This is a genomic window from Sphingomonas sp. Ant20, from assembly GCF_000783375.1.
In the GTDB taxonomy this organism is placed as follows: Bacteria; Pseudomonadota; Alphaproteobacteria; order Sphingomonadales; family Sphingomonadaceae; genus Sphingomonas; species Sphingomonas aerolata.
The window spans coordinates 86,841-99,625 of the sequence record NZ_JRVI01000299.1 but is presented as its reverse complement, the minus strand read 5'-3'; the positions used below and the strand labels follow the sequence as shown (position 1 = coordinate 99,625).

The 12,785-nt window shown below is 62.7% G+C and carries 10 protein-coding genes and 4 pseudogenes; 5 read left to right on the top strand and 9 right to left on the bottom strand.

The annotated features are described in order from the left end of the window. Positions 1-476: 476 nt before the first annotated feature. Together NI18_RS21720 and NI18_RS25385 are read right to left on the bottom strand one after the other, a co-directional pair. A pseudogene (locus tag NI18_RS21720) lies at positions 477-2,020 on the bottom strand (type IV secretory system conjugative DNA transfer family protein). Next, positions 2,020-2,169, bottom strand: a complete 150-nt coding sequence (locus NI18_RS25385) for a hypothetical protein (protein WP_157840600.1) — start codon at positions 2,167-2,169, stop codon at positions 2,020-2,022. Before NI18_RS25385 ends, NI18_RS21720 begins: the two are co-directional and overlap by 1 nt. Before the next feature lie 156 nt (positions 2,170-2,325). Here NI18_RS25385 and NI18_RS27660 point away from each other — a divergent pair, with 156 nt between their 5' ends. From NI18_RS27660 to NI18_RS21710, 3 genes are read left to right on the top strand one after another with little or no spacing between them, the layout of a single operon-like run. Further along, complete coding sequence (locus NI18_RS27660; RefSeq protein WP_306286607.1) at positions 2,326-2,742, top strand: hypothetical protein; 417 nt, start codon at positions 2,326-2,328, stop codon at positions 2,740-2,742. Further along, a complete protein-coding gene (locus tag NI18_RS27655; RefSeq protein ID WP_306286606.1) occupies positions 2,742-2,936 on the top strand; it encodes a hypothetical protein in 195 nt (64 codons plus the stop codon). Before NI18_RS27660 ends, NI18_RS27655 begins: the two co-directional genes overlap by 1 nt. Before the next feature lie 35 nt (positions 2,937-2,971). Further along, positions 2,972-3,379 carry a hypothetical protein gene (locus NI18_RS21710; RefSeq protein WP_306286605.1) on the top strand — a complete coding sequence of 136 codons (408 nt, stop codon included), beginning with the start codon at positions 2,972-2,974 and terminating at the stop codon, positions 3,377-3,379. Between the two features lie 16 nt (positions 3,380-3,395). Here the strand turns inward: NI18_RS21710 and NI18_RS21705 are convergent, their stop codons facing one another. Continuing rightward, positions 3,396-3,962, bottom strand: a complete 567-nt coding sequence (locus tag NI18_RS21705) for a hypothetical protein (RefSeq protein ID WP_037533452.1) — start codon at positions 3,960-3,962, stop codon at positions 3,396-3,398. After that, the gene (locus NI18_RS21700; protein ID WP_037533450.1) at positions 3,959-4,594 is read right to left on the bottom strand and encodes a recombinase family protein; all 636 of its coding nucleotides are present in this window, start codon (positions 4,592-4,594) and stop codon (positions 3,959-3,961) included. The genes NI18_RS21705 and NI18_RS21700 overlap by 4 nt, the downstream gene beginning before the upstream one ends. Before the next feature lie 94 nt (positions 4,595-4,688). Between NI18_RS21700 and NI18_RS21695 the strand changes: the two are divergent. After that, a pseudogene (locus tag NI18_RS21695) lies at positions 4,689-5,143 on the top strand (DUF4158 domain-containing protein); the annotation flags it as partial. 80 nt (positions 5,144-5,223) lie between these two features. Here NI18_RS21695 and NI18_RS21690 read toward each other — a convergent pair. Together NI18_RS21690 and NI18_RS21685 are read right to left on the bottom strand one after the other, a co-directional pair. After that, positions 5,224-6,597, bottom strand: coding sequence for a hypothetical protein (locus NI18_RS21690; protein ID WP_037533447.1), 1,374 nt, complete (start codon positions 6,595-6,597; stop codon positions 5,224-5,226). Then, positions 6,598-7,167, bottom strand: coding sequence for a recombinase family protein (locus NI18_RS21685; protein WP_017501669.1), 570 nt, complete (start codon positions 7,165-7,167; stop codon positions 6,598-6,600). Positions 7,168-7,307: 140 nt separating this feature from the next. Here NI18_RS21685 and NI18_RS21680 point away from each other — a divergent pair. Then, positions 7,308-8,828: pseudogene (locus NI18_RS21680) on the top strand (DUF4158 domain-containing protein); the annotation flags it as partial. A gap of 31 nt (positions 8,829-8,859) precedes the next feature. Here the strand turns inward: NI18_RS21680 and NI18_RS21675 are convergent. The 3 genes and pseudogenes from NI18_RS21675 to NI18_RS21665 form a co-directional block, all read right to left on the bottom strand. Further along, positions 8,860-11,265, bottom strand: a pseudogene (locus NI18_RS21675) (Tn3 family transposase); the annotation flags it as partial. Between the two features lie 125 nt (positions 11,266-11,390). Further along, positions 11,391-12,041 (bottom strand): SDR family NAD(P)-dependent oxidoreductase, encoded by a 651-nt coding sequence (locus NI18_RS21670; protein WP_306286602.1) that lies wholly within the window; start codon positions 12,039-12,041, stop codon positions 11,391-11,393. Between the two features lie 130 nt (positions 12,042-12,171). After that, positions 12,172-12,723: a recombinase family protein gene (locus tag NI18_RS21665; protein ID WP_004213210.1), complete on the bottom strand. Its 552-nt coding sequence runs from the start codon at positions 12,721-12,723 to the stop codon at positions 12,172-12,174. Between the last annotated feature and the right edge of the window lie 62 nt (positions 12,724-12,785).

Below are 12,785 nucleotides of genomic sequence, written 5' to 3'. Positions count from 1 at the left end.
TCGGGGGAATGGCCCCTGCGAATCACGGGGTTTTGGCCCCGCGAATCACGGGGTTTTGGCCCCTGGAACTGCCGCTAAGCCATTGAGTAAATGGCCAAAAATGGCTCCGTAAGAGTCTTAAACCTCCTATTACATAGGAGATTCTTCTTAAAGAATCCCGCCTGTGGATAACCCGAGCCAAGGCATCAAGCGGGGGCCAAAACCCCGATAGTACGCGGTACAAGCCAACCGGGCATGACCAACCAGTGAAGAAAAAGACATTGCGGAATCGACCTACCGGCCGATAGGTTTTCGCAGCGTGCCGCCTTCGGCGTCACAAGGGCGGCGCAAGCGCCGCTGGCTAGGCGGGGAAGAAGTGAGGCGGGTGGCGATGGATATTGCTCGCTACGGCCGCCCAGGCGCGCCGTGAGGGCAGGAAAGGACTTTTTAGGTGGGTCGGGGGCTTGTTCCGGCGAACGTCGCCAGCGGGGCTTAAATCAGGCCGGATCGACGGCGAACTCGCGCTGGTCGTAATAGCGGATTTTCTCGACCGCGAGGGGGTGTTCGCCCTGGCGCAGCAGCAGAAGTTGGTCGGGCCGCATCCGCATGATTTCGTCGGGCGTGGCGAGCCGTCGTGCCGAGACGTGTCCGCTGATGCTTTCCGAAGGGCCGGCGCGGTTGTCGCCCCAGCCCGTGCCACGCGACGTGCTGACGGTATCATATTCGATCGTGGTGTCGCCGATCGTGCGCGAGAGCATGTCGCAGTCGCGTGATCGTTCACCCCGAACGTCTGGATCACGCCGGCGTTCGACATGAAGGTGCCAGCGCGCTCGCCATAGGTCGCCTTAAGCTGGTGCATGTCCTGGAGGATCGGCCAGAGCTGGAGGCCATAGCCCGCCATCAGCCCCATCGCGCGCTCGACCGGTTCGAGGCGACCAAGCGCGGCGAACTCGTCCAGCAGGAACAATACGGGCCGGACAGGCCGGGCGGTGGAGCGCGCCATGTCGGTGACGGCCTGGCTCACCAGCAGGCGGAGCCAGCGGGCATAGGTATCGAGCCGATCGGGTGGCAGGCACAGGAACACGGTAGCTGTCGTGTCCTTCAACCCGGCAAAGGTGAAATCCGATGCGGCCGTGCTGGCGACGATGCGGGGGCTATCGAGAAAGTGGGTATGGCGCTGCGCCGAGGACAGCACGCCGGCCGCTTCGCGATCGGACTTGCCGAGCTGGCGGTTGGCGGCGCGGGCGATCAGGCCACCCGCGCCGGCGCTGTCCTGCATATCGGTCAGCAGCGCGGCGAAGCCGGCAGGGGCGAGCGTCAGCTTGTCGCGCACCGTCGCCAGAACGCGACGATCGGCGGGTTCGTGGACGACGGTGTGCAGGATCAGCCCGGCGATCAGCGCCTTGGCTTCCTCATTCCAGTGCGCTTCGCCCGATTGCCCCGGCGCGTCATGCACCAGCGCGTCGGCGAGGGTGTTGGCATCTTCCGCGAGATCAAGGCTGGCGGGATCGAGCCGGTCGAGCGGATTGTAGCGTGACGGGGGCTGACCCGAGACGCCGAATGGATCGAGGCACCAGACCTTGCCCTTGGCGGCACGCGCGCGGGCGGTGACGCGGGCGTTCTCGCCCTTGGGGTCGATGCAGATCACCGAGCGATCGAGCAGCAGCAGGTTGGGGATGATCGTGCCGACGCCCTTGCCCGATCGGGTGGGTGCCATCGTCAGCAGGTGCGCCGCGCCGTCGTAGTGCAGCAGCTTGCCCGACTTCGCCGAGCGGCCGATAAGAAGATCCCCGTTCGCTTCCAGCTTCCGCACGTCGGCACGGTCGCCGAAACGGGCAGAGCCGAGCAGATCATTGTGCTGGTTGGCGGCACGCCGGTTGAAGCGCCAGGCCAGGAGCAGGATCGCGCCGGCCAGCAGGAACGGAATGTCGGTCGCGATCTCGCCATAGCCGAAGATGCTCTTGAGCCAGGCGTTGCTCGCCATCAGCACCACGAAGGCGACGAGGACCGCGAACAGCGGGCTGATCCGTCGCCTCGGCATCAGTGCGCGCCCATCGGCGTGACCGGCAGGGACCGATCGGCGTCGGGATGATCGAGCAGCCGGAGCAGGATTTGCGAGACGAGGGGAGGGGGCACGCCCTCATCCAGCATCATCGCGAAAAACGCATCGTCGTTGGGTGTCGGGATCATGGGGTCAGTTCCGGCTGAGGGCGGAATGACACCCTAAGCGGATGTGTCTCGGCTGCTTTGCATGCGCGGACGGTAGATCGTGTTTGTAGTGAGCGGTCTCGGACGGTAGCGTGACGTCCCATGACAGCGGACAAAGGCAAGGCTCCGGATACGAAGATGGTTCGTGCACTGCTGTGTCGCCATGCCTGCCCGGTGCTGTTCCATGCGGTCCGTACCCGCTTTCTCGGCAACATCGCGACGCCATTGTTGAGCGCATCACCGTTGCTGGTCGTGGAAGGGCTGTGGGGCGGCAAAATGCCGGAGTTCGACAGCGTGGCGGAAGCCGAGACGCTGATCGGCATGCTGCTCCAAGGGCTCTGGAACGACCTGGCCCGGCACCAGAAACGTAGCCAGCCCTTCCGGCTGACGCGGTTGCCGATTGAAGCGACCGTCCCGAGCCTGCGGTATTTTGGGCAGGTCCGCATGGAGGAGCTCGATGGCTTCGTGGACGCCTGTTCGCTGGCGAGGACGAGATCGACTTGCCCGAGCGCGCCCATGTCGCGGTTGGGTTGGTCGGAGAGATGCATGCGATAATGGCGGGCATCGTCGACCTGGTTGACCGCGATCTCGTGTCTGACGACCGTGTGCAGCTTGAGATCAAATCCCGGGGCTTGCGGGATCTGACCCGGATCATGGAAGGCGAGATCCACGAGGCGGTGCTGTCCTGCACGCGCGCGCGTCGGCAGATGATCGAGGGCATTCCGACCATGAACCCCACAGTGCACTGATGGGGGCTCCGAACGAGGAGCGTCTGCGCGAGACGTTGCGCAAGATCGAAGCGCTGTATGCCGCGGCTGGGACCCAGGGCGAGAAGGTTGCGGCCGGTGCCGCAGCCGAGCGCCTCCGGCGCCGCTTCGAGAAGACGCGGGGCGAAGAGGCGAGCGAGGAGTTCAGGTTCTCGATTTCCGATCCCTGGTCCCGTCAGCTGTTCGTCGCGCTATGTCGCCGGTACGGTCTGAGGCCGTTTCGCTACAGCCGGATGCACCGCCAGTCAGTTGTTGTGCAGGGACCGCGCAGCTTCGTGGACGGTGTACTCTGGCCGGAATTCGAGGAGTTGAGCGTCGCGCTGACTTCGCATCTGGGCGAGATCACCGATCGGATCATTCGCGAGGAAGTTCATACCTCGACCCAGGACGCTGAAGAGGTTCGTGAAACGCCACTTCTGGGGTAATCGTCACGTGGGTGCGCTACAGATCCGTGAGATCCTCGGGGTATCGCCCACCGCGTTGGCAAAAGGCCTCCCAAGTTTTTTTACCGCACTCTGAAACCACGAGACATTCCGGATCATCTGGCATCGGTTCCAAGAGGCCGAGACGAAGGAGCGGTGCGATCGTCTTGTCGCCGATGGCCTTATCGATGGCACGCCCGGGGACGACGAGTTCCCATCCGGCCGTTCCCCGTTCGGTGATGGTCAAAGCGAGGTTTCCGCCCCATGCCGGCTCGGCGCCACGCCCGAGCGTGAACAGGCAAATGCTCCAGAAAGCAGTTCTTGGGCGGGGCGGGATCAGCACCCATTCCATGGGCCCGGCACCCGGTTGCTCGACAGCGGATATCGGGTTGGCCGGCTCGGCGCCGTCACCGCCAACACCATCGCGCCAAGCTCGCTCCAATGCCTGGGCGATGGCGCCTGCCGTATCAACGGCAAGGCCGTATTTGCGGTTGTAGCGGTCCTTGGCGACGATCCCGCGCGCGATCTCCCGAAACCGCGCTTTGCGCCTGGGATCGGGCGGGGGACGCTCCGGCTTCCTGCTCATGCCATCGCCTCCGGGCCCAGCTCCAAGGTGTCAGCCGCCCTGGCACGGCCGACGATCGCGCCGACCGTGTTCTTGCTGAGGCCGAGATCGCGCGCGATCCAGCGATAGCTGCGTCCTTCGGCGATGAGCGCCAGCACTTTGGGTGCCAGCCGGTCGGATTTCGGCCGGTCTCCCGCCTGCCGCCCAAGTTTGCGGCCGCGTGCGCGCGCTGCGGCAAGCCCCGAACGGACGCGCTCACCCAGCATGTCGCGCTCGAACTGCGCGATGCCTGCGAGCAGCGTGGCCATCATCCGCCCGTGCGGCGTGTCGACCTCAAACGTCATGCCGCTCATCGCGACCACCGACACCTTCCAGCCCGAAAGCTGGTTCAACGTGTCGAGCAGATCCTGCGTCGAGCGCCCCCAGCGGCTGAGTTCTGTGACGAGGATCGCATCGATGTGGCGTGCCTGGGCCAGCTTCATCACCTCTGCTCGCGCCGCGCGATTGGCCTTCATACCGGAGGCGGTTTCGCGAAAAACCTCGACCACATCATATCCGCCACGCTCGGCAAAACCGGTGAGGTCGCGGAGCTGCCGCTCGCACGACTGGTCGGCGGTCGAGACGCGAGCGTAAATGGCGGCGCGTTGTCCCAATTGAACCTTCCTGAAATTAGGCTTCGAAAACCCTTGATTTGCGTGGGGTCAGTGTTGTCCAAAACAGACTTCTGTTCAACAGGGACACTGATGCATGCCGAGACGCCATATCCTGAGCGCCCGGCAGCGGTCAGCACTGCTCGACCTGCCGACCGACGCGGCGTCGCTGCTGCGGCATTACATCCTGGCGGACGATGATCTGATCCATATCGACCGGCGTCGACGGCCGGAGAACCGGATCGGCTTCGCGCTGCAACTGTGCGCGCTGCGCTATCCCGGCCGGATGCTGGCGCCGGGCGAAGTGATCCCACTGGCGGTGTGCGCCTTTCTCGGTACCCAGCTCGGCATCGCGACGACACGCTCGTCCGTTACGCCGTTCGTCGCCAGACGCGCCAGCAGCACATGGAGGTGCTGCGCCGGACCTACGGTTACAGGGCATTTCCCGGTCAGGGTGCGCCGGCACGCGCATTCCATAACTGGCTGCTTGCCGAAGCCGAGCAGGCCCGCTCGAACGACGATCTCGCCCGACGGTTCGTCGTCCGGTGCCGTGACACCATGAGGGCATCGCGTGGATGGTACGCCAGACAACGCTAAACCCGAACAATACCAGAACGGCGATGTGAGGGCGGTCAACGGCGGAAGTCAATCAGCCCCAGCTCTTGCCACATCCACGTAAAATCATAGGTGGCCATTGGCTCGCCAGTCCCGGATTTTGCCGCACCATTCTCTATATATTTTAGCCAGTCGGCAACTTTCGCCCGGCCTGCCTTTGTACGGGCCAAAGCCCGCGGTGTCTTGTTGCCGAGGGCGGGCACCGCTTCATCAAGCGTTTTGGTATATTCGCGTGTCAGCATCTCATGAACGATGCGCTCCCTTTCGTCCGACGGGATATCGAGCGGCTCTTCCTGCGGAGCGCCGGCGGCGTCATCGGCCATGAACTGGGCCATAGTCCGAATTTCGGTCATAGGTGTGCTCACGCAATCACCGAGCCATTCGCGCATATGCGTGATCGCTTGCTCCGCGCGGGCGGCGCTATTGACCTCAACGATCAGTTTGCGACCCACCAGTTCGACATTGGCAAAAACAGGTGTGCCGTCCTCCATGGTTGTCACAAAAGCCTGCCCGCCTTTGGTCGTTCGTGGTTTCCTGTTCTTCGTCACTGGCGCCAGCCAGTTCCAGAACGTATCGCTCGCAGGTTCCAGCCATTGCGCCGCGTTCAGCCTGCGAACCACGCTCTTGCCGATCACGCCCTTCGCCAGGGGGAACACGATACGGTGGAACACAAGATCATCGCCATCGGCATTGACCATTTCCGGCACGCTGCCGGACATGGCCTTGCCCAGACAATCAAGCAGCCAGATATTGGTGAAAATCGGACCTGACGCTTTTAGGAGGCCTTCCCTTTCGGGAGGGGACAGTCGGTCAGTACCTGGCCCATCGTCTTCAAGTTGGGAAAAGGCCTCGATCACTCGCCCGGCGCCGTCCGGGCTGAACGGTAATAAGGCGCCGGAAATCCCATGGCGGCCATTCACCTCGATGACCCGTGCGGCGATCTTGTCCCAGCTAACTAGGGTCTGCGTTGCGCTATGTTCGCGCACCGTGACCGGCGCAATATCGCGCAGAAGATCCCGCAAGGTCATCGACTGCCCGGGGACGACCTCGCTAACCTCATAGAGCGACATCACCGTATCGCGCAGTGCGCGCATGTAAGCCTTGTTCGGCGCTTTCTCGTTCCAGCCCCGGCGCTTGAGATACTCATCGACGAGATTGAGGCCTTCAGGCTCGAGTTCCTGTGTGAGCAAGTCTTCGAAAGCACAGCCCCACAGCTGCGCCTCCCAATGATCGCCGATGATGTCGAATATATCATCAGGCTCAAGATCCATCGCATCGCAGGCCGGGCCAAGATGCGCGACGAGCATCTCGTCCATCATCTCGTCCCAGGGCGCACGGCCCAAGTACTTCATCAATCCGGAAAGATCGTGAGCGGATTTCGGTCTGGACATTCAGGCAGGCCTTTCCACGCCAAGGCGGCGCATTTCGCGATAGATAGTCGATCGGCCGATGCCGAGTTGCCGCGCCGCTTCGGTCGGCGAGATACGGGCTTCAACCAGTTTGATCGCGGCATCCACCTTGGACATGTCGAGCGGCTGACGGCCAGGCTGCTTGCCCTTGGCGCGTGCGGCAGCGATGCCGTCCCTGGTCCGCTCGGAAATCAGCCGTCGCTCGAAATGGGCAATGGCCCCGAACACATGGAAGATGAGTTCGCCGGCGGCCGACGATGTGTCGATCTTTTCCTCAAGACTCAGAAGAGCGATGCCCTGGCCGCGTAGCGTCTCGACCGTGGCGAGCAATTCGGCCAACGAGCGCCCGAGCCGATCGAGGCGGACCACCGCTAGGGTATCACCCTTACGCGCATAGGCGATCAGTTCGGCCAGACCGGGCCGCTCCATGCTCTTGCCCGACATGACGTCGGTAAACACCTTGATGGCGCCCGCCTTCTCCAGTCGCATGGTTTGGCCCGAAACATCCTGATCGCCGGTGCTGACGCGGGCATAGCCCAGAATATCGCCCATGCCGTGCGTCTCCCCAACGGTCGTTCTGTGGACGCTATGGAGGACAGCCGCTTCGCCCCATCGACATCCGTCCACATACTATGTCTCTTTACTCATGGTTGTCCATAGGCGCAGATGACCTTTTGTGGACGGGAACCGGCATGACGAAGCGCAAGCATCAACTCCTGACCGAGCGCGAGCGCGATCAGATCCTCGCCATCCCGACCGATCGCGACCGCCTGGCACGGCTCTACACCTTCGAACCTTCGGATATCGAGATCATCGGCGCGCGACGGGAGCGACGGAACCAGTTGGGCGTGGCGCTGCAACTCGCGCTCCTGCGGCACCCGGGTATCACGCTTGCGCAGTTGATACAGGACAGGGGAGCAATACCCCATGATCTCGCCGCTTTCGTCGCGGAGCAACTTGGTCTGCACGTAACCGACCTGGCCAACTATGCGGCGCGGGATCAGACAATGACGGATCATGCCCGTGAGTTGGCGGTGCGCTTGGGCCTTCGGGGGGCGACCCGTGCGGATATTCCCTTCATGATCGAAGCGGCCGCGAAAGCGGCATGGGCGACCGACAAGGGGATGACGATTGCGATGGGCGTGGTCACCGCCCTGCGCGAGGCCCGGATTTTGCTGCCGTCCATCTCCACCATCGAACGCACCAGCAGCGCGGGACGCGCGCGTGCGCGCAAGCAAGCTGCCTATGCTCTGATCGCCGATCTCAGCACCGAACAGGTCAACGCCCTCGATCAGCTCTTCGACGACGCCGGCGGCACGAGCCAACTCGCTTTGCTCAAGACCATTCCCATTGCGCCTAAGCCCGATCACATCCGCCAGATCCTCGACCGCCTGCGGCAAGTGCGGAAGATCGGCATTTCTCCGGACGTGGCTGGCCGCATCCATGCGGACCGCTTTCGGCAATATGTCAGGGAAGGCCGCGCTTCTCCTGCCTATATGATTGAGCGGTATATCCCCTCCCGCCGACGCGCCACACTTGTCGCTTTCCTGCTCGATCTTGAAGAACGACTGACCGACAACGCCCTGGAAATGGCGGACAAGCTGATCGGCAGCATCTTCACCCGCGCGAAAAAACGCTCAGGCACGCAGCTATGCCACCACGTCGAAGAACGTGGCGCGGCTGATGCTGATCTTTGGCAGGACGATCGACGCGCTGACCGATGCGGTCGATACCGGCGAAGACCCGATGGAGGTCCTGGACGCTCGGTAGGATGGCACACCCTCCTGAAGGCCAGACCGGAAGTGGCGACGATCGCGGAAACCGCCAATCTTGATCCGCTGACGGTCGCGGCCGACCGCTATGCGACGTTGCGCAAGTTCGCCCCTGATCTGCTTGAAGCGCTGCAGTTCAGGGCCGGAAAGGGCAGCGCGAAAACGATCGCCGCCATTGAGATACTGCGCGACGTCAACAGGTCGGGCAAGCGCGATGTGCCTACCGACGCTCCGATGCCCTTCCGCAAGGAATGGCGGAAAATCGTCGTGGGCGACGACGGCAAGATCAATCGACGGCTCTGGGAGATCGCGACGATCGCGCATCTGCGCAACAAGCTCCGCTCCGGGGATGTCTGGGTGGAGCGATCGGCGGGATACCGCCGGTTCGACAGCTACCTGCTCAGCGAAGCAAAGGCGAAACCGGTCGTATCGGCTCTTGGGGGTCATCGCAGAATCTTTTTCCACGCGTACGCTAAGAGCGATTGGTAGATCCCGGTGTGCGCAGCGGCCTGAACCGTTCACGCGGTTTGTCGATCTCACTCCAAAGATAGTCTCCTGTGAGACTGACATGCTCCCATCCCAGTGGCGCGACGTGAGCAAGCAACGCGTCCGGCACGTCGACACCGCGGTCGCGCAAGTGGCGGACGGCGCGTTCGAGATAGACCGTATTCCACAGGATGATCGCCGACACGATGAGGTTGAGGCCGGAGGCACGGTGTCGCTGGTTCTCGAAGGTGCGATCGCGGAGCTCTCCAAGCCGGTTGAAAAAGACGGCGCGAGCGAGCGCGTTGCGCGCCTCGCCCTTGTTGAGGTTGGCGTTGGTGCGTCGGCGGAGGTCCGGATCGTCGAGCCAGTCGAGCATGAACAGCGTGCGCTCAACGCGTCCGATCTCGCGCAGCGCGCGTGCGACCGGGTTCTGCCGCGGATAGCCGGCAAGCTTGCGCAGCATCACTGATGCCCGGACTGTGCCGGCTCGGATCGATGCCGCCAGGCGCAGGGTTTCGTGCCAGTCGTCCTCAATAGCACAGACGTTGATCGGCCCCGCGATGAGGGGCCGCAGCGTCGGCCAGCGTGACATATTACCCAGCGCATAGAGTCGGCGTTCGCCGAGGTCGCGGATACGCGGCGCAAATCGGAAGCCCAGCAGATGGCACAGGCCGAAGACATGATCGACGGCTCCTGCCGTATCGGTCGTATGTTCCCGGATCGCAATGTCGCTCTCATGGTCGAGCAGGCCGTCGATGACGTGCGCGGCCTCACCGGCATTGGCAGCGATCACTTTTGTGTGGAACGGCGCAAAGCGGTCGGAAACGTGGGTGTAGAACAGCACGCCCGGATCGCTGCCGTAACGTGCGTTGTGGTCCGCACGGGCTTCGCCGTGTCCGCCGGCCCGGAAGAACTGTCCGTCCGACGACGAGGTATCGCCCGGTCCCCATAGTCGGCTGAACGGATGGGCATGATGATAGTCGACAATAGCGGCCAGCGCGCTGGCATAGGTTTCATCACGAATATGCCATTCGGCGGTCCAAAGCAGCCGCGCATGGGTTAGGCCGCGCGAACTCTCCGCCATGCGCGACAGGCCAAGATTGGTGCCATCGGCGAGGATCGCGCCCATGAGCGCGGGCTGGTCGCTTGTTGCCATGCCGCTTCGCGCATGAACAAAACGATCGGCAAAGCCGGTCCAGGTTGCGACTTCGGCCAGCAGATCGGTGATCCGAATGCGGGGGAGCAATCCGTAAAGACGCGCTTTCAGATCCTCCGCCTCGTCGGGCGTCGCGCGCCGCAGCGGAGAGACGGTGAGCCGGCCATTGTAGATTGTGGCATCTGGCAACGTGCCGTCGGCCGCAGCGCGTTCTACCTCGTCCAGGCGCCGGCAGAGTCGATCTCGATGTTGGACGATCCATTCGGAGGCTGAACCAGTCACCGCAAGTCCGAGCTGCCCCTCGTCCCGCATGGTCGTGAATGCTGCGGACGGCAGCAGATAATCGTCCAAGGTGCGATAGGCGCGGCTGCCATCGACCCAAACTGCACCGGAGCCGAGCCTATCGCGTAGATGCACGAGCACTGCGATCTCCCAAGCGCGCCGGTTGAACTTTCCATCAGGGGGAAGAACGGCCTTGCGCCATTTCGGCTTGAGAAAGGAGAGGGGTGCTTTGCCCGGCAGGATCGTGCGCCCCTCCATATAGACGGTGCGAAGGAGTTCGATGGCGCCGATCAATGGGTCGCCAGCGCGAGCCGTCCGGAAGCGAAACCTGGCAAGAAACGTCGGTAGGAAACGACGTATCGCCGCATAGCGCTCGACGATCTCGGCAAGGCCGTCCTCACCTGAGCGTGTCAGGTCCTCGGCCGCATGCAGGCTCTGTTCGAGCGCTGGCCAGCCGATGCGTTCGCCGACGAGCATCAACGCATTGGCCCCGCCGTCCCGGGCATCAAGCAATATCCGGCCGAGCCGGATATGAAGACGCGCGGTTTCCCTAAACAAGCGGGCTTGGTCGATCAGTCGCTCAGAGCGGGTGCGATCGGCACGGCGGAACATCGCACCCACCAACTTTTCAACCATCTGGATGGCTGCATCGGTCAGCGCTACCTCCATCTCGATTGCAAAGGCGACAAGCGTGGCAAGACGACGCCGGCTTTCGAGGCGCGTCAAATGCTGCGCGGTCATGATCGCTGCCTCACGTGCGATGACGGCATATCGACTGGCATGGATGCGTCTCGCCCGATCGGGTTCGATACCAAGTGCGCGGACATGATCGAGACGTTCGACCAACGCCTTAAGATTGCTGGCACCCGGCGCTTCCGGCCAGTCGCGTATCCACGCAAGTGGCGAGCGTGTTGCCTCCCCGTCGAGCCGCGGCAGGGCGTCCAGACGCTCGATCTGTTCCGGCAACAGGGGGTGACTACACGAAAGTGACGTATCTGCACGCTAAGGGCGAACAAATCCGGTACGATGCCAGCAGATGCTATTCGCAGGCTTTCCTGCCCCTTTTATGTGGTGCCGCCCTACGGGCGCCGATATGGGAGGGCGGCAATCCGATTGACCAACGATCGAGGTAGAACCCTGCTCGCCAAATATGTGAGCTGGTTGCCCATCCCCGGTATGGCGAAGGATTGCCGATAAACCAGAGCGTGGACTGCATGGGCCGCGCACCGGTCAACGTCCATCAAACCCAACCTCCCCCACTTCAAATCGCTGAGGGCAGCCATGTCTGTGTCGATTCCACCGGGTGCAAAAGACCCAACACTCACTCCCGTCCCGGCAAGCTCCACGGAAAGCGCTCGCATGAGGGTGCTCACATAGGCTTTCGACGCGCCGTAGACCGCTTGGAAGGGCACGGATGTTTCGCCCGCCAGGCTCGACACGGCGATTACTGAGGATTCAAACGGCTGCTCCCTGAAAATCGCAATCAGGCGAGCCAGCAAATCCGTGAAACCGAGTATGTTTGTTTCAATTACCTCGGCATAAGTGTCGGCACGGCCTGCATCAAATGAACCAACGCTCGTCATTCCGGCAACCAACAAAGCGGCTGTTACTTGCAATTCTGCAACCTTAGCCGCGATTTTCTCCCTGCCCTCGATTTCACGTTGATCAGCCACTATAATCTCGCACGGCACATTGAACCGCTCGTCAATTTCGGTCTGTAGCTCCCGCAAGTTGTCGAGCCTCGTCCAACAATCAGGGGCTTGGCCTGGTACGATGCCGCCAAGCGGAGGGCGGACGCTCTGCCCAAACCGGTCGAAGCCCCTGTGACCAGCACCCACGAGTTCTTGATCGCCAGCGGTTTCACGCGTTTTCCAGAGCCTTGTATAGGGCGGTTTTGCCGATCTTGAGCCGGGCCGCCGCCTCACGAACAGTGAGGCCCGCTGCGATATGCGCCCGCGCTTTACGTAGTTTGTCGGGGGTAACGACAGGCCGGCGACCACCCTTGTTGCCCCGCTCGCGTGCGGCCTTGAGGCCGGCATGAGTGCGTTCACGGATCAGGTCACGCTCGAATTGGGCCAGCGAGCCGAAGATGTTGAACACCAGCATGCCGCCCGAAGTGGTGGTGTCGATATTCTCGGTGAGTGAGCGGAACCCGATGCCGCGCGCCGCAAGCTCGCCGACCTTCTCGATCAGGTGGCTCATCGAGCGGCCGAGGCGGTCGAGTTTCCAGACCACCAGCGTGTCGCCGGGGCGCAAATAGGCGAGCGCTTCGGTTAGGCCAGGCCGATCGGCTTTTGCCCCGGATGCGTGATCGTCGAATATACGGTCGCACCCGGCAGTGTTCAGCGCGTCAAGCTGGAGCGACAGCTTCTGGTCTGCGGTCGAGACGCGCGCATAGCCGATCAGCGCCACATGATGCCCGATCCTGTCCGTTTTCCCGTCATTATGCGATCTTGTCCGAATCGCCGTTACAG